The following is a 21,069-nucleotide window of genomic DNA, read 5'->3' as shown; positions in this document are numbered from 1 at the left end:
CCGACGAGCACCCGTTGACCGGCCTACGCGATCCGGCGGACCCGACGCACCGCGAGGTAGAGCAGCAGCACCGCCAGGGCGACGAAGATGCCCGTCTCGATGCCCTGGAACAGCCAGAACCGGTCCGCCGGCTGGTACAGCTCCCAGTTGTACGCGCCCGGTTGAAGGCCCAGCTCGGCACCGCAGGCCCGGCCGTCTGGGCCCTTTCCGCCCGGCGGACACTGGATCCGGGCGTTCTCCGCGACCATCGTCCCGTCGGGGTTCCGGATGCCCGCGGCGAGGATCCAGTTGCCCCGGTCTCCCTCCGGAATCCCGTTCCCCTCGATCGGGAAGGTCTGGGTGCGCGCGGGCTGGTAGTGCGGTCGGGCCAGCATCTCGACGGCTGCCCGTACGCCGATGAACCCGGCCAGGGTGATGCCCATGGCGGGCAGCATCCGCTTCCACACGGTGCCGGCGAAGATGCCCAGCGCCACGGCGAAGAGGGTGTAGCCGATCGGCACGATGCCCTGCAGATCGAAGACGATCACGCCGAGTCGGCCCTCGTGTGCGGCCTGGGTGAGCGGTGCGACCCACCACGACATGCCCAGTCCATAGCCGACCGAGAGGAGCACGACGGCCCCGCCGACCAGCCCGAACTTCACCAGCGCCCAGCGGGTGCGGCCGACGCCCTGGGTCCAGACGAACCGGTGCGTACCCTGCTCCACCTCGCGAGCGACCAGCGGTGCGCCCCAGAACAGGCCGACCAGCACCGGCAGGCTGATCAGCAGCACCGCAACCAGGTTCAGACTGTCGTACCGGTCGCTGAACCGGCGGAGGCCCACGTCGCAGGTCTGCGCGGCCGCCTCGCTGAGGGCGGACGGGCGTAGGCACTCGGCCAGCCCGAGGTCGGCGAAGGTGTGCCGCATCGACAGGCCGATCGGCACCAGCACGGCGGCGAGCACCGCGAACCCCAGGAGGGTGTAGAGCGCCAGCTTGCGGTGCTGCCGCCAGGTCAACCAGATCATGCCGCCACTCCCCACTCGCTGTGACTGGTCTGCGTGGTGCCGTCGGCCAGGTAGGCCAGCACGACGTCCTCCAGGCTGACGTCACGGACCGTCCAGGCCGGGTCGGTGACCGGGCCGTCGGTGCGGACCAGCAGGGTGGACTGCCGGTCGGTGTGGCTGGCCCGGACCACGGCGGCGACGCCCCCGATCACGCCGCCGTCGTGCCGGGGACCGACCAGTTGGCGGTGCTCGGCGACCAGGTCGTCGACGGCCCCGGTGAGCTGCACCTGGGAGGCGTTGAGCACGATCAGGAAGTCGCAGACCCGTTCCAGGTCGGCCAGCAGGTGCGAGGAGAGCAGCACGGTGGTGCCGGATTCCGCCACGCTGCCCATCAGCGACTGGAGGAACTCCCGGCGGGCGAGCGGGTCGAGGCTGGCGACCGGTTCGTCGAGCAGCAGCAGCCGGGGCTGCTTGGCCAGCGCCAGGGCGAGCGCCACCTGGGCCCGTTGCCCGCCGGAGAGCTTGCCGACCGGGCGGTCCGGCGGAATGCCGAGCTGCGCCAGTCGCTGGCGGGCCAACCCCGCGTCCCACCGCTTGTTCAGCTTGCCGCCGGCGATCACCAGCTCGGCGGCGGTGAAGTCCCGGTACAGCGGGGTGTCCTGGGCGACGAACCCGATGTCGGAGAGGCCCTCGGTGTCGCCGTAGGGCGAACGGCCGAACACCCGTACCGCGCCCGAGTCGGGCTTGAGCAGCCCGACGGCCAGGTGCAACAGCGTGCTCTTGCCCGCGCCGTTCGGCCCGACCAGCGCGGCGATCCGGCCGGCCGGCAGGTGCAGCGAGCAGTCCCGTAACGCCCAGGTGCTGCCGTACCGCTTGCCCAGCCGGTCCGCCTCTAAGACCATGTCCATCCGTTGTCCTCTCGTTGCGCTCATGCGGGTTCTCTCTGCGGGGCGTCGTCGGCGAGGGTGGCGCGCAGCGTCGTCTCCACGAGGGCGATGACGTCCTCGGCCGTGAGACCGGCGGCCTGCGCGCGGTGCAGCCAGGCGACCAGGTCGTCGCGAAGCTCGGCCTGGTTGGGCAGGGACGCGCCGGCGAGGGTGCGCTGGACGAACGTGCCCACCCCGGGTCGGCCGCCGACCAGACCCTCGATCTCCAACTCCCGGTACGCCTTCAGCACCGTGTTCGGGTTGATCGCCAGTGACTGCGCGACGTCCCGGACCTTCGGCAACTGGTCGCCCGGCGAGAGCAGACCCACCCGCAGCGCCTGTTTCACCTGCTGCACGAGCTGCATGTAGGTGTTCACCTTCGACCGGCTGTCCAGCACGAACTCGATCACTCGAGATGATCCTTCCTGTTGTCCTACGACAGTAGGACTAATAGACAGCTTCACCGGGGGAACCCCACCTGTCAAGCACGACCCGGCGTGCCGTGGAAAACACGGCGCGGCGGCGGTGGGTGACACCGGCGGGCCAGAGGTTGGCACCGACGGGCCAGCGGATCGGGAAGGGGCCGGCAGGCGATCCGCGCGAACGGAGGTGGTCGATGGTCACCAGGCAGCTCACGGCGTCGACGGCGACACCGCTACAGACGGCCCGAGCCCGGGGTCGGGTACGCGGACGGCTGATCCTGCTCGGCCCGGCGTTCGTGGCCGCCGTCGCGTACGTCGACCCCGGCAACTTCGCGACCAACTCGGCGGCCGGCACCCGCTACGGCTACCTGCTGGTCTGGGTCGTGGTGGTGGCCAACCTGATGGCCATGCTGGTGCAGACGCTCACCGCCAAGCTGGGCCTCGCCGCCGGGCGCAGCCTGCCCGAGCTGTGCCGGGAGCGCCTGCCAAGGCCGGTGAACCGGATGATGTGGGTGCAGGCCGAACTGGTCGCCATGGCCACCGACCTGGCCGAGGTGATCGGCGGCGCGGTCGCCCTCTACCTGCTCCTCGGCATCCCCCTGCTGCCCGGCGGGATCATCATCGGCACCGCGGCGTTCGCCGTGCTCGCCCTGCGCTCACGCGGGTTCCGCGCGTTCGAGATCGGCATCGCCGTGCTGCTCGGCGTCATCGTGTTGGCCTTCGCGGGCAACCTGCTCGCCTCCGGTTCCGACCCCGGCTCCGCCGTCGCCGGCCTGGTGCCCCGGCTCCAGGGCACCGACAGCGTGCTGCTGGCCGCCGGCATCCTCGGCGCCACCGTCATGCCGCACGTCATCTACGTGCACTCCGCGCTGACCCGCGACCGCATCCCCGCCGCCGACGACAGCGAACGCCGTACGCTCTTTCGCGGCCAGCGCACCGACGTGCTGCTCGCGCTGACCGCCGCCGGAGCGGTCAATCTCGCCATGCTGCTGATCGCCGCGGCCAGCTTCCGCGGTGGTGGTCCCGCCGGGGCGGACAGCCTGGAGGGAGTGCACGCCGGCCTCGGACAGACCATCGGCACCGCCGCCGCGTTCGCCTTCGCCATCGCGCTGCTGGTCTCCGGGCTCGCGTCCACCAGCGTCGGCACCTACGCCGGCGAGGTGATCATGGAGGGTTTCCTGCGGCGGCGGGTGCCGTTGCTGCTGCGCCGTCTGGTCACCCTGCTGCCCGCGCTCGCCGTGCTCGCCATCGGCCTCGACCCCACCCGGGCGCTGGTGCTGTCCCAGGTCATCCTCAGCTTCGGTATCCCGTTCGCGCTGATCCCGGTGGTCGCCTTCACCCGCCGCCGCGACCTGATGGGAAACCTGGTCAACCACCCGCTCACCACCGCCGCCGCGTCGCTGGTGGCGGTGCTGGTGGTCGCGCTCAACGCCTTCCTGCTCTGGCAGGTCGCCATCGGCTGAGCGGGCCGGGTCGGCAGGACACGCTGGGCGGGCCGGACCCGGCCCGGTGCGGTCAGGTCCGGCGGCCCTCGTCGCGGGCCGGGATCTCCTGACGCTGTTCGAGGGCGTCCGCCGGGTTGGCGTCGGCCGGCAACGACGTCACCTCTTCCAGCGTGCCCGCCGGCAGCGCCCCCTGCTCGGCGAGGTCGGCCTCGGACGCCTCCGGGTCGACGTCACCCGACACCCGGTCCGGCGGCCCGACGTCGAACGCGTCCTGCCGTTGCTCGACGGCATCCGCCTCCGGGGGAGGGATCGGAGCGCTCTGGTCGTCCCGGTACGTGCTCATCGCAGCCTCCTCGCGGCGGTCGTCGACAGGCCGCCGGGCCGCTGCCTACCCCGTACCGCCACACTCAGGCATCACGCCCCGCAGTCTCCGCCCGGTCGTCCGGTTCGTACCGCCGTGGGTGCCCCGAGATCGACCGGGGCCGGGCCGCCCGAGCAGACCAGCGCGCCCACCTGACCGCCGGCGAGGATCGGCGCCGACGCGGTGCCGGTGAGCGCCAGCGGGCCGGCCACCCGCGTCCCGACCACCGTGACGTGGCCGGTGGTGCCGGTCAGCGCGACCGCACCGCGGACCTCGGCGGTCAGCAGTTCGACGGCGGTGGCACCGGACGACGCCAGGCTCCCGGCGATCGAGGACCCCTCGGCGACCAGGGCGGCACCGGGTGCGACGGTGACCGGGCCGGTGACGGTGGCCCCCCGCAGGCAGGTGACGCCGGCGGCGAGCACCAGCGGGCCGGCGTGCCGGCCGGTGACCACGCTGGTGCAGGCCGGTGGCGGCGGGATCAGCGTGGCCACGAACGCGCCGGCCGCCCCGATGTTGCCCACCGCGTCGATGCCCCGGTACTCGATCGTGTGCCGGCCGTACCCGGGGGACCGCTCGGCGAACGGGGACACCGACAGGCCGCCCGAGCCGAGGTTGCCGTAGACCAGGCCGTCCACGTCGGTGCCGGTGGCGGTGAACAGGAACGGCGAACGGGCATCCGTGGGCCAGCCGTAGTAGTTGTGCCACCCGTCGCCGTCGAGGCGGCTTCGGGCTCGTCCTCGGCGCCGTGCTGGCGCTGGCCCAGGTCGCACCCGCCCAGGCCGAATCGAACGGCGGCGTCCGGGTGATGCCGCTCGGTGACTCGATCACCGACGGGTTCAACGTGCCCGGCGGGTACCGGATCAACCTGTGGCAGCGGCTGGCCGGCGGCGGCTACACGGTCGACTTCGTCGGCTCGGGATTCAACGGCCCCGCCAGCCTCGGCGACCACGACCACGAGGGGCACTCCGGCTGGCGCATCGACCAGCTCGACGCCAACATCGTCACCTGGCTGCGGGCCACCGACCCGCGGACCGTGCTGCTGCACATCGGCACCAACGACGTGAACCAGAACTACGACCTGGCCAACGCGCCGGCCCGGCTCTCCGGCCCCATCGACAAGATCAGGTCGACGGTGCCGGAGGTCGAGCTCTTCGTCGCCACCATCACCCCCGAGTCCGACCCGAACCTGGAGGCGAGGGTCCGGGCGTACAACGCGGCGATCCCCGGCGTCGTGGCGCAGAAGGGCAGCCGGGCGCACCTGGTCGACATGCACGCCGCGCTCACCACCGCCGACCTCGCCGACGGCGTCCACCCCAACGCCGGCGGGTACGACAAGATGGCGGTCCGCTGGTACGACGCGCTGCGCTCGGTGCCCGGCAGTCTCGTCCCCGGCGGGCGGCCCACCGGTGGGCACCCCGGTCGGCCTGGTCAACCCCGCCTCCGGGCGGTGCCTGGACGTCTCCGGCGCCAGCACCACCGCCGGCGCCCTCACGATCATCTGGGACTGCCACGGTGGCACCAACCAGCGCTGGACCCGCACCGCCGCCGGTGAGCTGCGGGTCTACGGCGACCGGTGCCTGGACGTGAACGGCGGGGCGAGCGCGGACGGCACCAGGGTGCAGCTCTGGACGTGCAACGGCACCGGCGTACAACGCTGGTCCACGCGGTAGCGGACAGGACATCGGCAACGCGCGCCGACGCGTCCCCCGGAGATGACCACCGCCGGTGGGTGGGATCCGCCAGGATGGTCGGGACGGCCGGGACACGGCCGCGACGAGGAGGCGGGCGATGCGGGTACGCGGGTGGCTGACCCGGGGGCGGCGTGCCCGCGCGACAGCGGCGCTGACCGCGCTGGCGGTCGGTGCCGTGCCGGCCGCGCTGCTGACGCCGGGCGTGGCCGTCGCGGCGAGCCCGGCGCAGGTCTGCCAGGTACGGGACGACCGGCTCACCGAGATCTCCGGGATGGTCGCCACGGACGACGGGTACGTGGTGGTCAACGACGGTGCCGACGACGAGGCCCGAAGCCGGATCTTCTTCCTCGACCGGGGCTGCGCCGTGACGCGGACGGTCAGCTACCCCTCCCGTCCCCGCGACACCGAGGACCTGGCGATGAGCCGGGACGGCACCCTCTGGGTCGCCGACATCGGGGACAACGACCGCACGCGGGAGACGGTCGCCCTGTGGCGGCTCGCACCGGGCGCGGACGAGCCCGTGCTGCACCGGATGACGTACCCGGATCGCCCGCACGACGCGGAGGCGCTGCTGCTCGACGCCGACGGCCGGCCGCTGGTCATCACCAAGGACGGCAGCGGCACCGCCGTCCTCTACGCGCCGACCGCCGCGCTCCGGCCGGGCGCGAAGACGCCGCTGGCCTCGGTCGGCCAGGTGGTCCTGCCGCCCAGCACCACCGCCAACCCGTACTCGTTCCTCGGTCGGCGGGTGGTCACCGGCGCGGCGAACGCACCGGACGGGCGCCGCGTGGTGCTGCGCACCTACGCCGACGCGATCGAGTACGACGTACCCGACGGTGACGTGGTCGCCGCGCTGACCAGCGGCACCCCGCGGACCGTCCCGCTGCCGGACGAGCCGCAGGGCGAGTCGATCACCTACAGCCGGGACGGCCAGTCGCTGCTCACCGTCTCCGAGTCCGCCGACCAGGCGCCGGGCGCCCGCCCGACGATCCTGCGGTACGCGGCCCCGACGGCGACCGCCACCGGCTCGCATCCGGCGGAGTCCACCGCCGCGGCCCCGCCCGCGACCACGGCGGCCCTTCCCGCGGCCGAGCACACCGGCGACGTCGGCGGCCCGATCTGGCCGCTCGCGGCCGGCGCCGGGACGCTGTTGGCGCTCCTCGCGGTCGCCGGAGTGCTGTGGCGGCGGCACACCGACCGCCGGTGACCGACGGGTCACCGACCGGCCCGGACCCGGTGCGGCAGGATGGGCGGATGTCCGTGCTGTCCACGTTGCGCCACCCGATCGTCGCCGCCCCGATGGCCGGCGGCCCGTCCACACCGGCGCTCGTGGCGGCCGTGTCCGCCGCCGGTGGCCTGGGCTTCCTGGCCGCCGGGATGATCGACACCGGCCGGCTGGTCGCCGACGTCGCCGAGGTCCGCGCCCGCACCGACCGGCCGTTCGGGGTCAACGTCTTCCTGCCCGGCTCCGGCCCGGTCGACGAGGCCGCCATCGAGGCGTACGCGCAGCGGCTCGCCCCGCAGGCCGACCAGCGCGGGGTGCGCCTCGGCGAGCCGGTGGGCGGCGACGACGCGTACCCCGGGAAGCTGGCCGCGCTGCTCGCGGACCCGGTCCCGGTGGTGTCCTTCGCGTTCGGGCTGCCGGACCGGGCGGCGGTGGCCGCCCTGCGCGAGCGGGGCACCGAGGTGTGGGCCACCGTCACCCGGCCGGACGCGGCCACGGCCGCCGCCGAGCTGGGTGTGGACGCGGTCGTGGTGCAGGGCACCGAGGCCGGCGGGCATCGCGGCGGCATGCCGGACGACGATGACTACGCGCTGTTGCCGCTGCTCCGGTTGTCCGCCTCCCGGTGTGCTCGGCCGCTGGTGGCCGCGGGCGGCATCGCCGACGGTCCCGGGATCGCCGCCGCGTTGGCCGCCGGCGCCGCCGCCGTTCAACTCGGTACGGCTTTCCTGCGGTGCCCGGAGGCGGGCAGCTCGCCCCTGCATCGGGCCGCGGTGGCCGGCACCGGACCGACCGCGCTGACCCGGGCGTTCACCGGCAAGCGGGCCCGGGGCGTGGTCAACGACTTCCTGCGCCGGCACGACGCGGCGGCTCCCACCGGCTACCCGCAGGTGCTGCACCTGACCCGGCCGCTGCTCGCCGCCGCCCGCCGCGACGGGGACGCGTCGGTCGCCAACCTGTGGGCCGGTCAGGCGCACCCCCTGGCCCGGGAGGTGCCGGCGGCCGAACTGCTCGCCGAGCTGAGCGCCGATGCCCGCGCGGCGCTGGCGGTGGTGGCCGAGCGGTCGACCCGCTGGGGCTGACCAGCGCGGTGACCATCGGGGGGCGGGCGGCGTCGGGTGGGAAACCCGTTAGAGTCTCGCCGTGATCGAGATCGACGCGCAGGTCGACCTGTCCCACCCGCCCGACCGGGTCTGGCTCGCCCTGACGGATCTGGAGCTGCTCGGCCGCTGGTTCGTCGAGGCCGAGACGGTGGAGGGCGTGCCGGACCGGCTGCTGCTGCACACGGCCGGCGTGCCGGGCTTCGACGCCGACGTCGAGGTCGAGGTGACCGAGCGAAAGATGCCCGAACTGCTCGCGTTGCGCTGCGACGAGGCCGGCCGGCTCACCGAGCTGACCTGCGCCGTCACCGCCACGAAGCAGGGCTGCCGGCTCGCGGTGCGGGAGGTCACCACGCACGGTGCCTGGTCCGCCGAGCAGCACGAATCGCGTGCGCAGCAGCTCCGGCAGGCGCTGACCGTGCGACTGCCGGCCATCCTCGACTGGCTCGCCTTTCAACAGGTCGACCTACGCCGCGGTGAGGCCGGGATGACCGCCGAGCTGCCGCTGATCGGCGTACGCGGCCGGCCCCGCCGTCGACGTCGCGTGGTGCTGGGCCTGGTCGGCGGGGCCGTGCTGGTGGTGGGGACGGCGGCGTGGATCGCGCTGCCCCCCGAGTCGAATCCCGTCGCCACGCCGGCGCCGGCGGCCACACCGACACCGACGACGGAGGCGACCATGACCGCGCCGACCACGACGCCCTCGGTGCGGCCCTCGCGGACCACCGCGTCGCCGACCACCCGACCGAGCCGCTCCCCGTCGGCGAAGCCGTCGCCCACGCCCACGCCGGCCCCGCCAGCTCCGCCGCCGGTGGTGGCCCGCTACGAGACCGACTCCAGCCGGCTGTTCGGCTACACCGGCGAGATCGTGGTCGACAACCCGGGCGGCGCGCCGGTGGCGGACTGGGCCGTGGTGGTCACCCTCGCTGAGGGCACCACCGTCGACGACGTCGACGACGCGACCTGGCGGCAGGACGGCCGGGCGATCACCTTCACCGGGCCGGCCGTGCCGGCCGGAGGGTCGCAGACGTTCCGCTTCGACGTGCGCGACAGCCGTCCGAAGGCACGGGAACCGGAGAGCTGCGTGATCGGCGGGAAACCCTGCGCGGGCGTGTGACCTAGGCTGCCGGCATGGCACTGCTGCACCGCGCGACCCTGCGCCCCACGAAGATCGACCTGCTGGCGACCTGGCTGCCCGGCCGACCCTGGTACCGGGGGTCGGCCGACGCCGACCTGGTGAGCCGGGGCGCCTACCGCTTCGACGACCCGGCCGGCGCGGTCGGCATCGAGACGATCCTGGTCGGTGCCGCCGACGGTCCGGTCCACCACGTCCCGCTGACCTACCGTGACGCACCGCTCAACGGTGCCGAGGACTGGCTGGTCGGCACCACCGAACATTCGGTGCTCGGCACCCGCTGGGTGTACGACGGCTGCGCCGACCCGGTGTACGCCGCCGCGCTGGCGCACGCCATCCTGGCCGGTGCCGGCCAGGCGGAGCAGTACTTCGAGGTGGACGGTCGGCGTGAGCTGCGCGAGCCGAGCGTGACGGTCGTCGCCAGCGACGGTGGGCTCACCGACGTGCCCCCGGTCGGTGCCGTCCGGAGCGTGGCCGACGATGACCGCACGGTCATCGGCACCGACTCCGTGGAGCTCGTCGTCGTCCGCCGGCCCGGTGTCGGGGGCGACGGGGGAGTGGGTGCCGTCCTCAGTGGCAGCTGGGATGGGCAGCCGACGAGCGTGCCGCTGGCGTACGCCCGAGTGCGCTGAGTGAGCGGTGGGGAGGCCCGGTCAGCCGGACCTCCCCACCGCGTCTCACCACTGCGCCGGAGGCGGGGGCGGCGACACCGGGGGCCGGTCGTCGCAGGTGATGGTGTTGGGCAGCAGCCACGGGGCGAGCCAGCCGCCGTCGTTGCCGCCGAGGTCGTGCAGAGTGAACTCCGAGCCGGCCGGGGTGAAGTGGAACGACCCGCAGTTGTTGACGCCCACGGCACCCACGTTGCGGGCGTCCACGTTGGCGAACGAGGCCGACCCGGCCGAGCGGGCGCTGACCACCGAGGTGCCGGTGCCGTCGACCCGGACGTCGCGGAAGCGTACGTCGGTGATCGAGTAGAGATCCTTCACCGGCCAGTCGCTGACCAGCATGATCGCGTTGTACGTGTTGTCGAGGTACGCGTCGCCGGTCACCTCGATGGCCGCGTCGATGCTGCGGTCCAGGGCGAAGATCCAGATCGCGCCCAGCCCGATGTTCCAGTTCAGCTCGTACGTGCCGGCGCGCGCGGTGGTGTTGCCGGTGAACCGCAGGTACCCGGTGAACGGTTCCGCTCCGAAGCGGGATCCGGCGTGCAGACCGCTGCCCTCGCGTACCGGGTCGGCGACGAGGTTGTGCGAGACGGTGGTGTCCGTGCCGCCGTAGATGGCGATGCCGTTGGCGAGGGTCGGTGACTGCACGGTGTTGTGGTCGAACGTGTTGCGCGCGTTCGCCGTCTTCTCCGACCACATCGCCAGGCCGTCGTCGCCGGTGTTGCGGACGAAGTTGTGCGCGACGAGGGAGTCGGTCACGCCGGTGTGGAAGTTGAGCGCGTCCGCGATCTGGTCGACGATGATGGTGTTGCTGACGCGGACGTTGCGCATCGGACCGTCGAACCACAGGCCGGCCTTGGTGTGCCGCAGGTGGAGCCCGTCGACGGTGGAGTCGCTCATCGCCCCACCGATCGCGTTGACCTGGTCGGTGTCGATGCGCTCCCGCACGTCACCCTCGATGGCGAAGCCGGACAGGTGGACGTTGCGGCTCCCGCCGTCGTCGGCGTCGCGGCCGTAGAAGCCGACGCCGGTGTGCACCGAGCCGTCCGGCGCGGGCGTCGGCAGGGCGACCTCGCGGCCCTTGAAGGTGGTGTACCAGTTGCCGGCGCCCTCGATGGTCACGTCGTCGACGATGATGTGCCGGTTGACCTGGTAGGTGCCCGGCGGGACGTAGACCTTCAGGTGGGTGCGCCGGGCGAAGGCGATGGCCCGGTCCAGGGCGTCGGCGGAGTCCCGCCGGCCGGTGGGATCGGCGCCGAACGCGAGCACGTTCGCCGCGAGCAGACGGACGCGCGGCGGCGCGACCAGTTCGGAGTCGAGCAGGTCGATGATGGTCCAGGCGGCGGCGCTGCCGGGCGGCGCGGTGAGCCGGATCGTGTCACCGGCCCGGTAGGTGCGACCCAGCAGGAGTCGCTGCTCGTCGTAGAAGTGGGTGGGCCTAAACGGCGTGCTGATGCTCGGGTACGGCGTGGTGGCCGACGGCACGCATTGGCACTCGGTGATCCACCAGTCCGGGTGCAGCAGCCCGGCCTGGGGGTCGTTGGAGAACGGGTACTGGTTGTAGAGCCAGGAGTACTGCGAGGTCAACGTCATGGTGCGGACGTGCTTGCCGTTGACCGCGACCCGCAGCGGCGCGGTGATCCCGCCACCCTGCGGGGCGTCCGGGATGCTGTACCGCACGGTGATCCCGTTGGCCGCGCTGGGCAGGACGAACGCCACGTACTCACCGGGGGTGAGCCGGACCGCCCGGCGGCCGGACGCCTCCGCGGGCAGCGTGTAGGCGGACCGGTCCGGGCCGATCACCTCGCCGTTGGTGCGCGCGTTCTCCGCCTCCTGTTCGACGAAGTCGACGTCGGCGCCACGTCCGGCGACCAGCGCCGGGTCGAGGGCGGCGCGGGTGACCACCGGCTCTGCTCCGGCGGATGTGGACGGACCGGCGGCGGCCACGGTGGGTCCGGCGACCAGAACGGCGAGGCCGGTCGCGAGCGCGACGGCGGTGGCGGCCGGCCGGCCTGGGCGTCCCCGCGCCGGCATGAGGCTGCGAAACATCGGTGACCCTCCTGGGTGGGTGGTGGTGGAGGTCCGCCCGGCGCTGCCCCAACGCCCGACATTGATCGTCATGATGCAGCACCGAACAGCCTGCTGCAAGACGACAATGAAATAGCGAAAAGATGCGACTATCAGGCCGCAAGAAATGGACGGTCGGAGAGTTGATGTGTCGCGCTTTCGCCAGCGCCCGCAGCGCCCACGGCGGGCGTACGCTGGGCCGCGTGGATCAAGAAGACCGGATCGCCCTGTTCCTCGACTACGAGAACCTCGCGCTGGGGGCGCGCGACCACCGTGGCGGCGCGGACTTCGACTTCCGACCCATCGCCGACGCGCTGGCCGAGCGGGGCCGGGTGGTGGTGCGCCGGGCGTACGCCGACTGGTCGTACTTCGACGAGGACCGCCGGATGCTCACCCGCTCGCACGTCGAGCTGATCGAGATTCCCCAGCGGATGGGCGCCTCCCGCAAGAACGCGGCCGACATCAAGATGGCCGTCGACGCGATCGAGTTGGCGTTCGAGCGCGACTACATCTCCACCTTCGTCATCTGTAGCGGCGACAGTGACTTCACGCCGCTGGTGCACAAGCTGCGCGAGCTGAACAAGCGGGTCATCGGAGTCGGCGTCGAGGGGTCGACGTCGGCGCTGCTCCCGCCGGCCTGCGACGAGTTCCTCTACTACGACCGGCTGGAGGGCGTGGACATCCCGCCGGCCCGCGGCCGTCGCGCTCGTCCCGCCGCCACCCGGCAGGCCGGTCCGGACCAGCGACCACCCGAGCCGGAGCGCGAGGCGGAGATCGACCACCGGCCGGCGGGGGAGGAGCCCGGCCGGGACGTGGACTCGCTCGCCGTGCAGGTCGCCCAGACGGTGGCCGGCTTGCAGGGCAGCGCCAACGGCGAGGTCACCGCCTCCCGGCTCAAGCGCACCCTGCTGCGCAAGGACCCGACGTTCAGTGAATCCGACTACGGCTTCCGGACCTTCGGTGAACTGCTGCGCCACCTCGCCGAACGCAACGTGATCGAGCTGGCCGAAGGCCCCGCGAAGGGTGACCCCGAGGTCTCCCTGCCCGAGCACGGCGACCGGGAGGTGGCGTTCGGCCTGCTCCGAGGCGTCGTGGCGGACCTCGGTAGCGGCGGCAACCCGGTGGCGTTGTCCGGGCTGAAGAACCAGGTACGCCGGGCCCGGCCCGACTTCAGCGAGAAGAAGCTCGGCTACCGCAGCTTCCTCCAGTTCTGCAAGGCCGCCGCGACCGCCGGCGTCCTCGACCTTCGGTGGAGCCCCGAGGCCGACGACTACCTGCTGACAACCCAGCCCTGACCGCCGGCCCTCGGTGTCTTCTCCTGCGGGTTCGGAGACGTTCCTGATCTGCAACTCAGGAGGGGGAGATCCGCCGATATGGTTTTGAACTGCCAACGCTTGGCCCGAAATACGTCTGAATTGCGGCTCTTGCCCCGCTCTGGGCACACCTGCGCCGTACCCTCGGCGCGGGAATTGCTATACGGTCGGCGAATGAAGGTGGAGGAGCACTGGTGGAACGGAGACACGACCCCGCGCGGGCGCAGGGACGTGTATATCCGTACTGACGGGCAGGGTTGGGAGGTCCGCGCCCAGATCGGTGGGGCGTCGGGTCGTGAGCGGGTGCAGCAGTGCCCCAGCAGGGCCTCGGCGGCCATCCTCGCCGACGCCTGGCGCGGCACCCACCCATCCTGGCAGGAGTTAAAGCAGCGCTGATCCGGCACCGGGCCGGGCCGGCGACGCTTCCGGGCTCAGCCTGGCGCGCTCGCCGGTCCGGTCCGGTGCTCGACTGAGTGGCTGTGACGTCTCAGGCGCCGGAGAACGTGTCAGTTCGGGAAGATGGGTTCCTCACTCGTTTGTCACACCGGAAACGTCAGCTGACGCCGTGATCGTGCTGCGGGACGTCGAGAGCCGGCATCCACGGCTGGCGGCTCCACGTGTAGATCTCCGCCTGTGGCGCAAACCAGTCGGTGAGGTTGTCGAGGGTGCCCTCCTGAACGAATACCCCGCCCGGGAAGTCAGCCAGTTCGTTGGTGAACACCCGGGAGCCGCAGTTGACGCAGAATACCCGGGTCAGGCCGTTGCCTGCGCAGGTCTGCGGGTTCGCGGGGTACGGGAAGCCTTTGGTTTCGCCACCGAACACGGTGAAATCCGAGTCGGACACCAGCGCGAAGGTCGCCATCTCTCCACCAGAGGCACGCTTGCAGTCCGTGCAGTGACAGTTCGCCACGAAGGTGGGCTCATTGTCGAACCCGTACGTCACGGCGCCGCAGGCGCAACTGCCGTTGAATCTCTTGCTCATCTCTTGCTCCATCTCCAGGTAAGGGCTCTGTTGCCGCGGATCAACGGGGATCGCTTCTCCGACATGACGATTGTGATCACATCCGAGCGGACTGGACGGCACCTTACCGTCCAATGGATCAACACGGGTTCCTGTCCACGACGGCCACCGCCGCCACGGTGTCCGGATCTGCCCCGTGTCTCCGCCGTCAGGTCGGGTATCCGTCCGGAATCCGTGATGGAGGTCGCCATGTCGCAGGGATCCGCCGAGGAGAACCCGAGGCTCGCCGAGGAGATCCGGGAGGCTGAGCGCCAGCTCGCCAACCTGGCCAACTCGTCCGATGACGCGCTGACCGACGATGACGCGCGGGTGCCGGACGACGCCCCCTCCGAACGGGACGCCACCTAGCCGGTTGACGGAGGCGGCGACGACGTCCGGTCGGGCGTCTGCCGGCTGGCTGTGTGCCGCCCTCTGAGATGCCTCCCCAGTGCATCTCAGCACCAGTATTCAGCACAGACGAAACGCTGTCAGCGATTCAACAGGCAGGTGGACCGGCACACGCTGTTGCCCAGACGACGTGTTCCCGCGGCAGGGTGGTGAGTGGCGTCAGCGACGGCACCCACTGGTTGAGGTGTGGCCTCAGGAGGCCGGGACCGGCAGCACCACGCCCTCGGCCGCGGACCGGTGCGCCAGCTCGATCAGCTCGACGGTGGCGACCGAGTCGCGGGGGTCCACCGGCATGGGCGTGCCGTCCCGCAGCGCCGCCGCCACCTGCTGGTAGAAGCTCTGGTACGCGCCGGGCACGGTCGGCACCGGTCGCAGGTCGCCGTCGACACCGAGCATGCCGTACCGCTCGGACGGGACCTCGCCCCAGCCCGGCTGGTCCGGTCGGCCGCCGTCGTGCAGCGCCGCCTCCTGCACGTCCAGCCCGTACGTCGTGTAGCCGGCCCGGTCGCCGAGCACCCGCAGGCGCGGCCCGAGCTGAGCGGTCACCGCGCCCATCCACAGGTGCGAGTGCACCCCGCCCGCGTGGGTCAACGCCACGAACGCGTCGTCGTCGACGGCCGCACCCGCGCGGCGACGGTCCACCTCCGCGTAGACGCGGTCGACCGGGCCGAACAGCTGCACCGCCTGGTCTATGAGGTGCGCGCCGAGGTCGAAGAGGGCACCGCCGGCCTCCTCGGGACCGGCGAGCTCCCGCCAGCCCGGCTTGATCGTCGGACGGAACCGTTCGAAACGGGACTCGAAGCGCAGCACCCGCCCCAACTCGCCCTGCTCCACGAGGCGGCGGACGGTCAGGAAGTCGCCGTCCCAGCGCCGGTTCTGGAACACCGTCAGCGGCACCCCACGCTCGGTCGCCTCGTCGACCAGCGCGCGGCCCTCCGCCGCCGTCGCCGCGAGGGGCTTGTCCACGACGACCGGCAGGCCGGCGGCGAGCGCCGCCCGCGCCATCGGCACGTGCTGCCGGTTCGGCGTCGCCACCACGACCAGGTCCAGAGCCTCCGGGGTACGCCACAACTCGTCGGCGTCCTCGACCAGGCGGGCGTCCGGGAAGTGTTGCCGGGCCTGCTCGCGTCGCTGCGGATCGCGGGTCACGATGGCGTCGAGCCGCAACCCGGGCGTCGCGGCGATCAGCGGTGCGTGGAACACCCGGCCCGCCAGCCCGTACCCCAGCAGGCCAACCCGCAGCGCCTCCGCCATGCCACACCCCCGTCTCGCCGGCCCGCGCCCCTGGTGGCACCGGTACCGCTGGTCGAATCTACGCCCCGACCTCAGCCCGGCGCTGGTCAGCCCGCCGGGTCGCTGCGAAGGTAGGTGAGCACCGCGAGCACCCGCCGATTGGTGTCGTCGCTGGGTGGCAGGTCGAGCTTCAGCAGAATGTTGCCGACGTGCTTGCCGACCGCCGCCTCGGTGACGTGCAGCCGGGCGGCGATCGACGCGTTCGAGCGGCCCTCGGCCAGCAGCGCCAGCACCTCCCGTTCCCGGGCGGACAGCGCGGCGAGCGGATCACGCGGGCGGTGCAGGAGTTGCCGGACCACGTCCGGGTCGATGGCGGTGCCGCCAGCGGTGACCCGGCGCAGCGTGTCGACGAACTCGGCGACCTCGGCGACCCGGTCCTTGAGCAGGTAGCCCACCCGCTGGCCGTCGCCGCTGTCCAGCAGCGCCGCCGCGTACCCGGTCTGCACGTACTGGCTGAGCACCACGACCGGGAGCCCGGGCCGTTCGGCGCGCAGCGCGACGGCCGCGCGCAGCCCGTCGTCGCGCCGGCCGGGAGGCATCCGGATGTCGGTCAGCACCAGGTCCGGCTGGTGGTCGCGGGCCGCGTCCAGCAGGGCGGGCGCGGAGCCGACGGCGGCGCACACCGTGAAGTCGAAGCGGGTCAGCAGCGCGACCAGGCCCTCCCGCAGCAGCACCTCGTCCTCGGCGAGCACCACCCGGGTCACCGGCGACACGGCAGCTCCACGCGGACCAGGGTAGGCCCGCCGGGAGGGCTGGAGAGCAGCAGCCGACCGTCCACGGCGGCGACCCGATCGGCGAGGCCGGTCAGGCCGGTGCCCCGGGACGGGTCGGCGCCGCCGCCGCCGTCGTCGGACACCTCGACCACGAGGTCACCGCCGACCCGGGTGAGGCGCACGTCGGCGCGGGTCGCCCCGGCGTGCCGGGCCACGTTGCCCAGGGCCTCGGACACCACGAAGTACGCGGTGGTCTCCACGATCTCGGGCAGCTCGCCGTCGACGTCCGCGTGCACGGTCACCGCGACGGTGGCCGCGTCGGCCAGCTCGCGTACCGCGCCGGCGAGACCGAGGTCGGTGAGGCTCTGCGGCCGGATGCCGTGCACCAGCTGTCGCAGCATCACCATCAGGCCCCGGGCCTGGTCGTGCGCCACCGCGAGGGGTCGGGCGGCGGGGGAGTCCTCGGGTACGTCCAGCCGGGCCAGGCCCAGCTGGAGGGTGAGGCTGGTCAGCCGTGGCTGCGCGCCGTCATGCAGGTCCCGTTCGATGCGGCGCCGTTCGGCCTCGTACGCGCCGACCAGGCGGGTGCGGGAGCGGGCGACCTCACGCAGCGCCGCGGTGTCGACCGGCCAGGCCAGTGCCCACCGGGCCACGGCGGCCTGCACGGCCGCGAGCAGGCCGCCCGCGTAGCAGAAGACCGGCAGGAGCAGCACACCCACGATCGCGTACGGAACGGCTTCGCCGGTGCTCTCGACCCGGCCCAGGATCACGACCGATTCGGTGGGATCGCCGGCGAGCCAGGGGCTGGTGATCATCCCGAGGTCGAGCAGCACCAGCACGAGGAACACCCAGTACGCGATGGGTGCCACACCGCCCAGCCCGAACAGGTAGGCCACCTCCCGCCAGGTCCCCGCGCTGCGGTAGCGCGCGGCCAGGCCCGGCCACGACGGCGAGGGCAGCGGCCGGCCGTCCACGAGTCTGAGCCGCCATCGTTCGACGGCGGCGACCGGGAAGCTCACGATCGGAGCCAACGCCAGCAGGATGAGGCTGCTGGTCGCCAGGAACAGCATCAGCGCGAGGCTCGGCGGCCGGCCGTGCAGCCGGAGCGCGTTGACGGCGGCCAGCAGGGGTCCGACGATGACGAGCAGCCCGATGCTGAGCACGCCGGCGATCGGGACGGTGCTGACCAGGTAGGCCAGCGCCCGCCAGGGCCAGGCGGAGAGCAGCCAGTCGTGGCGACGCAGCGCCTCGGCCAGCCGAGAAGGGTGTTCGGGGGTCATGCCGCAGACGCTAATCGCGGACGACCGGCCACCCCAGCCGTCCAGATCCACTCTTGGGGTAGGCCCAGCACTACCGGCCCAACGGGTGTGGAGGGCACGTAAACGGGAACGACGCGCCATCACGCGTCCGGCGTGAGGTGTGCTCGCGGCGGCGGGAGAGACATGGGTGCCAGAACCTTCGTGGTGGTCGGCGGTACCAGCGGGCTCGGCCTCGCGGTGGCCCGGCTGCTGGTGGACGAGCACCGGGTGGTGGTCTTCGGCAACGTGCCGGCCGAGGTCGCCGCGACGACCGACCAGCTGGGCTGTGACGGGGCGGTCTGCGACATCTCCTCGTACGAGCAGGTCCGCGACGGGTTCGCCGAGGTGGTGGGACGCCACGGCACGATCGACGGGGTGGCGGCCTGCGCGTCGATGTGGGCGGGCGGCGACCTGATGGACCTCCCGGTGGAGCACATCCGGCGGGCCGTGGAGATCAACGTTCTGGGCGTCACGTACCTGCTGCGGGAGGCGCTGGAGCATATGCACCGGCAGGGCCACGGCAACGTCGTGTACATCGGCGCGATGGCGCTGGCCGCGCCCCGGCCGGGCATCCCGTTGTACCGGGCCACCAAGAGCTACGGCAGCAGCCTCGTCGACTCGGTGGCCGAGGCCCAGCACAGCAACCAGGTCAAGGTGATGCAGCTGCATCCCGGGCCGATGCCGACCCGCCTGCAGGAACGGGTCGGCGCCGAATTCCTCGACGAGGTGTACGCCCTGCCGGAGCAGGTCGCCACCGAGGTCGTCCGGCTGCTGCTGCTCGAACCCGACGACCTCTACGTCTCCGGCGAGCGCGTGCTGCGCGCGGACGGGCGGTGGTGACGGCCGCAGCCGGACCCGCCGACCGTCCGGCCTCCGCCTGGGCACCGCTGCGGACCGCGGTCTACCGCAACCTGTGGCTGGCCCTGCTCGCCGCCAACATCGGCACCTGGATGCAGACGGTCGGCGCGCAGTGGCTGCTGATCCACCACTCCAACGCCTCCACGCTGGTCGCGCTGGTCCAGACCGCCAGTCTGCTGCCGGTGCTGCTGCTGGCGCTGCCCGCCGGGGTGCTCGCCGACAGTTTCGACCGCCGGCACCTGCTGATCGCCGTGCAGCTGTTCCTGGTGGCGGTGGCGGTCGCGTTGACGCTGCTCACCCTGACCAACCGGATGCCGCCGGCGCTGCTGCTCACCCTCACCTTCGCGTTCGGCGTCGGTCAGGCGCTCACCCTGCCGGCCTGGGCGGCGGTGATCCCGGAGCTGGTGCCCCAGGAGCAGCTCCGGTCGGCCTCGGCACTCGGTTCGATCAGCGTGAACGTGGCCCGGGCCGTCGGGCCGGCGGTGGCCGGTGTGCTGATCGCCCGTACCGGTGTCGCCCCGGTCTTCGCGCTCAACGCCGTCGCGTTCGGGATCTTCACGTACGCGCTGTGGCGTTGGCGGCCCGGCAACGCCCGCGCGGTCGACGTGCCCGAACGGTTCACCGCCGCGCTGCGCGCCGGTTCCCGCTACGTCCGGCACTCGCCGACCGTGCGTCGGTTGCTGCGCCGGGCGCTGGTCTTCGTGATCCCGGCCAGCGCGCTGTGGGCACTGCTGCCACTGGTGGCGAACCGCCGGCTGGGGCTGGGTTCCGGCGGGTACGGGCTGCTGCTGGCCGCCCTCGGGGTGGGGGCCATCGCGGGTGGCGTGCTGCTGGCCGTGATCCGTACCCGGCTGTCGGCCAACCAGCTCCTGCTGGCCGCCGGCGCGGTGTTCACCGTCGCGCTGACCGTGGTCGGCACCGTGCGGGCGGTGCCGCTGGTGCTCCTCGCGCTGCTGCCCGCCGGGATGGCCTGGGTGACCGTGCTGGCCAACGTCAACGCCGAGATGCAGCTCTTCCTCCCGACCTGGGTACGCGCCCGGGGTCTGGCCGTCTACCAGGTGTGCTTCGCCGGTGGGCAGGCCGTCGGCGCCCTGCTGTGGGGTCTGGCGGCCGACATGGCCGGGCTGGTCCTCGCGTACCTCGCGGCGGCCGGGGTGATGCTGATCGGCACCGTGACGAGCCGGATCTGGCCGCTGCCGGACCTGCGGTCGGTGAACCGGGAACCGGCCGCCTACTGGCCGCAACTGCACCTGGCGCACGAACCGGACCCGGGGGTGGGGCCGGTGCTGGTGACGGTGCAGTACACCGTCCGACCGGAGCGCACACAGTCGTTCCTGGCGGCCATGGACCTGGTCCGCGGCGCCCGTCAGCGGACCGGCGCGATGCGCTGGGGCCTGTTCCGCCCGGCCGAGACCACGGACCGGTTCGTCGAGGTGTACCTGGTGCCGTCCTGGGACGAGCACCTGCGCCAGCACGGCGGCCGGCTCACCGGCGAGGACCGTGCCGCCGAGGAACGGGCCCGGGAGTGCACCGACGGCGAACCCGAGGTGCGGCACCTGGTGCCCGCTGCCGCCGGCCCGGCGCTGTCCGACGACCGCGAGGGGCTCTGACCCCACCCGGGTGCGTGAACGTGGCGTCACAATCGCGCCGATCGGCGTAGTGGACCCGTGAAAACCCTCGCCGGAGCCGGCGTCCCCGCGTTGGTATGGCCGTCGGCGGGTCCGAGGTACGGGCCGTCGCCCTCGCCGGAGGCGTGCTGTGGTGGTCGATCGGGAGCAGAGGACCGCGGTGGTCGGGGAGCCGACGCCCACCGGGGTGAGCGTGGCGATCGGATGGGCGGTGATGATCGGCGCCGCGCTGCTCGCGGGCGTGCTCTTCGCCCCGGCGGAGTTGCCGGCCCGGACGCTGGTCATGTCCGTCGCCGCCGGGGCGTACGCGGCGGTGGTGGCCGATCTGCGGGCGGTCGCCGCGGTGACGGGGCTGGGCATGGCCACCTTCGTCGGCTTCCTCGCGCACCGCTTCGGTGACCTGACCGCCGGCACGGACGCCTGGTCGTACGCCGTGGTGATCGCCTTCGCGGCCACGCTCGGGGCCGGTTACCGCTGGCTGCGGTCGCTCGCCCCGCCGACCGAGTGACCGGGTGCCCGGCCGGCGCGCGGCGTACGTCGT

At 72.8% G+C, this 21,069-nt stretch carries 23 protein-coding genes; 13 read left to right on the top strand and 10 right to left on the bottom strand.

Annotated elements, in window-relative coordinates:
* Positions 1-23: 23 nt before the first annotated feature.
* The 3 genes from AB0H52_RS14545 to AB0H52_RS14535 are packed head-to-tail and all read right to left on the bottom strand — an operon-like array spanning position 24 to position 2,319.
* Complete coding sequence (locus AB0H52_RS14545) at positions 24-1,004, bottom strand: transporter (RefSeq protein WP_151488800.1); 981 nt, start codon at positions 1,002-1,004, stop codon at positions 24-26.
* Complete coding sequence (locus tag AB0H52_RS14540) at positions 1,001-1,891, bottom strand: ABC transporter ATP-binding protein (RefSeq protein WP_151488799.1); 891 nt, start codon at positions 1,889-1,891, stop codon at positions 1,001-1,003. The genes AB0H52_RS14545 and AB0H52_RS14540 overlap by 4 nt, the downstream gene beginning before the upstream one ends.
* Positions 1,892-1,911: 20 nt before the next feature.
* Complete coding sequence (locus AB0H52_RS14535) at positions 1,912-2,319, bottom strand: GntR family transcriptional regulator (protein WP_151488798.1); 408 nt, start codon at positions 2,317-2,319, stop codon at positions 1,912-1,914.
* 206 nt (positions 2,320-2,525) lie between these two features.
* Here AB0H52_RS14535 and AB0H52_RS14530 point away from each other — a divergent pair, with 206 nt between their 5' ends.
* Positions 2,526-3,794, top strand: coding sequence for an Nramp family divalent metal transporter (locus tag AB0H52_RS14530; protein ID WP_357947810.1), 1,269 nt, complete (start codon positions 2,526-2,528; stop codon positions 3,792-3,794).
* A 52-nt stretch (positions 3,795-3,846) separates the two neighbouring features.
* Here AB0H52_RS14530 and AB0H52_RS14525 read toward each other — a convergent pair whose 3' ends face one another.
* Complete coding sequence (locus AB0H52_RS14525; protein WP_278123368.1) at positions 3,847-4,119, bottom strand: hypothetical protein; 273 nt, start codon at positions 4,117-4,119, stop codon at positions 3,847-3,849.
* A gap of 71 nt (positions 4,120-4,190) precedes the next feature.
* Positions 4,191-4,910, bottom strand: a complete 720-nt coding sequence (locus tag AB0H52_RS14520; RefSeq protein WP_225854202.1) for a hypothetical protein — start codon at positions 4,908-4,910, stop codon at positions 4,191-4,193.
* Between AB0H52_RS14520 and AB0H52_RS14515 the strand changes: the two genes are divergently transcribed.
* The 6 genes from AB0H52_RS14515 to AB0H52_RS14490 all read left to right on the top strand — a co-directional run bounded on the left by AB0H52_RS14515 (position 4,886) and on the right by AB0H52_RS14490 (position 9,917).
* The gene (locus tag AB0H52_RS14515; RefSeq protein ID WP_225854201.1) at positions 4,886-5,692 is read left to right on the top strand and encodes an SGNH/GDSL hydrolase family protein; all 807 of its coding nucleotides are present in this window, start codon (positions 4,886-4,888) and stop codon (positions 5,690-5,692) included. The genes AB0H52_RS14520 and AB0H52_RS14515 overlap by 25 nt on opposite strands.
* Complete coding sequence (locus AB0H52_RS14510; RefSeq protein WP_225854204.1) at positions 5,592-5,810, top strand: ricin-type beta-trefoil lectin domain protein; 219 nt, start codon at positions 5,592-5,594, stop codon at positions 5,808-5,810. Before AB0H52_RS14515 ends, AB0H52_RS14510 begins: the two co-directional genes overlap by 101 nt.
* A gap of 118 nt (positions 5,811-5,928) precedes the next feature.
* Positions 5,929-7,038 carry a hypothetical protein gene (locus AB0H52_RS14505; protein WP_225854200.1) on the top strand — a complete coding sequence of 370 codons (1,110 nt, stop codon included), beginning with the start codon at positions 5,929-5,931 and terminating at the stop codon, positions 7,036-7,038.
* A 47-nt stretch (positions 7,039-7,085) separates the two neighbouring features.
* Entirely contained in the window at positions 7,086-8,135 is a 1,050-nt protein-coding gene (locus tag AB0H52_RS14500; protein WP_357947805.1) for a nitronate monooxygenase, read from the top strand.
* A 61-nt stretch (positions 8,136-8,196) separates the two neighbouring features.
* Complete coding sequence (locus tag AB0H52_RS14495) at positions 8,197-9,267, top strand: SRPBCC family protein (RefSeq protein WP_151488794.1); 1,071 nt, start codon at positions 8,197-8,199, stop codon at positions 9,265-9,267.
* Between the two features lie 14 nt (positions 9,268-9,281).
* Positions 9,282-9,917: a hypothetical protein gene (locus tag AB0H52_RS14490; protein WP_151488793.1), complete on the top strand. Its 636-nt coding sequence runs from the start codon at positions 9,282-9,284 to the stop codon at positions 9,915-9,917.
* Positions 9,918-9,962: 45 nt separating this feature from the next.
* Here AB0H52_RS14490 and AB0H52_RS14485 read toward each other — a convergent pair whose 3' ends face one another.
* Positions 9,963-11,999: a glycosyl hydrolase family 28-related protein gene (locus AB0H52_RS14485; RefSeq protein WP_357947801.1), complete on the bottom strand. Its 2,037-nt coding sequence runs from the start codon at positions 11,997-11,999 to the stop codon at positions 9,963-9,965.
* A gap of 221 nt (positions 12,000-12,220) precedes the next feature.
* Here AB0H52_RS14485 and AB0H52_RS14480 point away from each other — a divergent pair, with 221 nt between their 5' ends.
* Entirely contained in the window at positions 12,221-13,312 is a 1,092-nt protein-coding gene (locus AB0H52_RS14480) for a PIN domain-containing protein (RefSeq protein ID WP_151488791.1), read from the top strand.
* A 249-nt stretch (positions 13,313-13,561) separates the two neighbouring features.
* Entirely contained in the window at positions 13,562-13,726 is a 165-nt protein-coding gene (locus AB0H52_RS14475) for a hypothetical protein (protein ID WP_357947798.1), read from the top strand.
* Between the two features lie 157 nt (positions 13,727-13,883).
* Here the strand turns inward: AB0H52_RS14475 and AB0H52_RS14470 are convergent, their stop codons facing one another.
* Complete coding sequence (locus AB0H52_RS14470) at positions 13,884-14,312, bottom strand: GFA family protein (protein ID WP_151488789.1); 429 nt, start codon at positions 14,310-14,312, stop codon at positions 13,884-13,886.
* Between the two features lie 228 nt (positions 14,313-14,540).
* On the opposite strand from AB0H52_RS14470, the gene AB0H52_RS14465 reads away from it, so the two are divergent.
* Positions 14,541-14,699, top strand: a complete 159-nt coding sequence (locus tag AB0H52_RS14465; RefSeq protein WP_192580170.1) for a hypothetical protein — start codon at positions 14,541-14,543, stop codon at positions 14,697-14,699.
* Between the two features lie 231 nt (positions 14,700-14,930).
* On the opposite strand, the gene AB0H52_RS14460 is transcribed toward AB0H52_RS14465, so the two are convergent.
* The 3 genes from AB0H52_RS14460 to AB0H52_RS14450 all read right to left on the bottom strand — a co-directional run bounded on the left by AB0H52_RS14460 (position 14,931) and on the right by AB0H52_RS14450 (position 18,024).
* Positions 14,931-15,992, bottom strand: a complete 1,062-nt coding sequence (locus tag AB0H52_RS14460) for a Gfo/Idh/MocA family oxidoreductase (RefSeq protein WP_151488788.1) — start codon at positions 15,990-15,992, stop codon at positions 14,931-14,933.
* An 86-nt stretch (positions 15,993-16,078) separates the two neighbouring features.
* Complete coding sequence (locus AB0H52_RS14455; RefSeq protein WP_151488787.1) at positions 16,079-16,744, bottom strand: response regulator transcription factor; 666 nt, start codon at positions 16,742-16,744, stop codon at positions 16,079-16,081.
* Positions 16,732-18,024 carry a sensor domain-containing protein gene (locus AB0H52_RS14450; RefSeq protein WP_357947794.1) on the bottom strand — a complete coding sequence of 431 codons (1,293 nt, stop codon included), beginning with the start codon at positions 18,022-18,024 and terminating at the stop codon, positions 16,732-16,734. The genes AB0H52_RS14455 and AB0H52_RS14450 overlap by 13 nt, the downstream gene beginning before the upstream one ends.
* Positions 18,025-18,186: 162 nt before the next feature.
* Here AB0H52_RS14450 and AB0H52_RS14445 point away from each other — a divergent pair, with 162 nt between their 5' ends.
* The 3 genes from AB0H52_RS14445 to AB0H52_RS14435 all read left to right on the top strand — a co-directional run bounded on the left by AB0H52_RS14445 (position 18,187) and on the right by AB0H52_RS14435 (position 21,036).
* On the top strand, positions 18,187-18,882 hold the full coding sequence (locus AB0H52_RS14445) for an SDR family oxidoreductase (RefSeq protein ID WP_151488785.1): 696 nt from the start codon (positions 18,187-18,189) through the stop codon (positions 18,880-18,882).
* A complete protein-coding gene (locus tag AB0H52_RS14440; RefSeq protein WP_357947791.1) occupies positions 18,879-20,510 on the top strand; it encodes an MFS transporter in 1,632 nt (543 codons plus the stop codon). Before AB0H52_RS14445 ends, AB0H52_RS14440 begins: the two co-directional genes overlap by 4 nt.
* A gap of 151 nt (positions 20,511-20,661) precedes the next feature.
* Positions 20,662-21,036: a hypothetical protein gene (locus tag AB0H52_RS14435; RefSeq protein WP_225854199.1), complete on the top strand. Its 375-nt coding sequence runs from the start codon at positions 20,662-20,664 to the stop codon at positions 21,034-21,036.
* Positions 21,037-21,069: the final 33 nt, after the last annotated feature.

Origin of the sequence: Micromonospora sp. NPDC050695, from assembly GCF_040654415.1 — a bacterium.
Classification (GTDB): domain Bacteria; phylum Actinomycetota; class Actinomycetes; order Mycobacteriales; family Micromonosporaceae; genus Micromonospora.
Note: the sequence above shows the minus strand (reverse complement) of the source record. Positions and strands in the feature narration are given on the sequence as shown.

Excerpts from the sequence above, each read along its gene's own strand:
- AB0H52_RS14450 (WP_357947794.1), bottom strand. The coding sequence starts at position 18,024 with ATGACCCCCGAACACCCTTCTCGGCTGGCCGAGGCGCTGCGTCGCCAC.
- AB0H52_RS14445 (WP_151488785.1), top strand. The coding sequence starts at position 18,187 with ATGGGTGCCAGAACCTTCGTGGTGGTCGGCGGTACCAGCGGGCTCGGC.
- AB0H52_RS14490 (WP_151488793.1), top strand. The coding sequence starts at position 9,282 with ATGGCACTGCTGCACCGCGCGACCCTGCGCCCCACGAAGATCGACCTG.
- AB0H52_RS14465 (WP_192580170.1), top strand. The coding sequence starts at position 14,541 with ATGTCGCAGGGATCCGCCGAGGAGAACCCGAGGCTCGCCGAGGAGATC.
- AB0H52_RS14530 (WP_357947810.1), top strand. The coding sequence starts at position 2,526 with ATGGTCACCAGGCAGCTCACGGCGTCGACGGCGACACCGCTACAGACG.
- AB0H52_RS14500 (WP_357947805.1), top strand. The coding sequence starts at position 7,086 with ATGTCCGTGCTGTCCACGTTGCGCCACCCGATCGTCGCCGCCCCGATG.
- AB0H52_RS14545 (WP_151488800.1), bottom strand. The coding sequence starts at position 1,004 with ATGATCTGGTTGACCTGGCGGCAGCACCGCAAGCTGGCGCTCTACACC.
- AB0H52_RS14470 (WP_151488789.1), bottom strand. The coding sequence starts at position 14,312 with ATGAGCAAGAGATTCAACGGCAGTTGCGCCTGCGGCGCCGTGACGTAC.
- AB0H52_RS14540 (WP_151488799.1), bottom strand. The coding sequence starts at position 1,891 with ATGGACATGGTCTTAGAGGCGGACCGGCTGGGCAAGCGGTACGGCAGC.
- AB0H52_RS14485 (WP_357947801.1), bottom strand. The coding sequence starts at position 11,999 with ATGTTTCGCAGCCTCATGCCGGCGCGGGGACGCCCAGGCCGGCCGGCC.
- AB0H52_RS14525 (WP_278123368.1), bottom strand. The coding sequence starts at position 4,119 with ATGAGCACGTACCGGGACGACCAGAGCGCTCCGATCCCTCCCCCGGAG.
- AB0H52_RS14460 (WP_151488788.1), bottom strand. The coding sequence starts at position 15,992 with ATGGCGGAGGCGCTGCGGGTTGGCCTGCTGGGGTACGGGCTGGCGGGC.
- AB0H52_RS14505 (WP_225854200.1), top strand. The coding sequence starts at position 5,929 with ATGCGGGTACGCGGGTGGCTGACCCGGGGGCGGCGTGCCCGCGCGACA.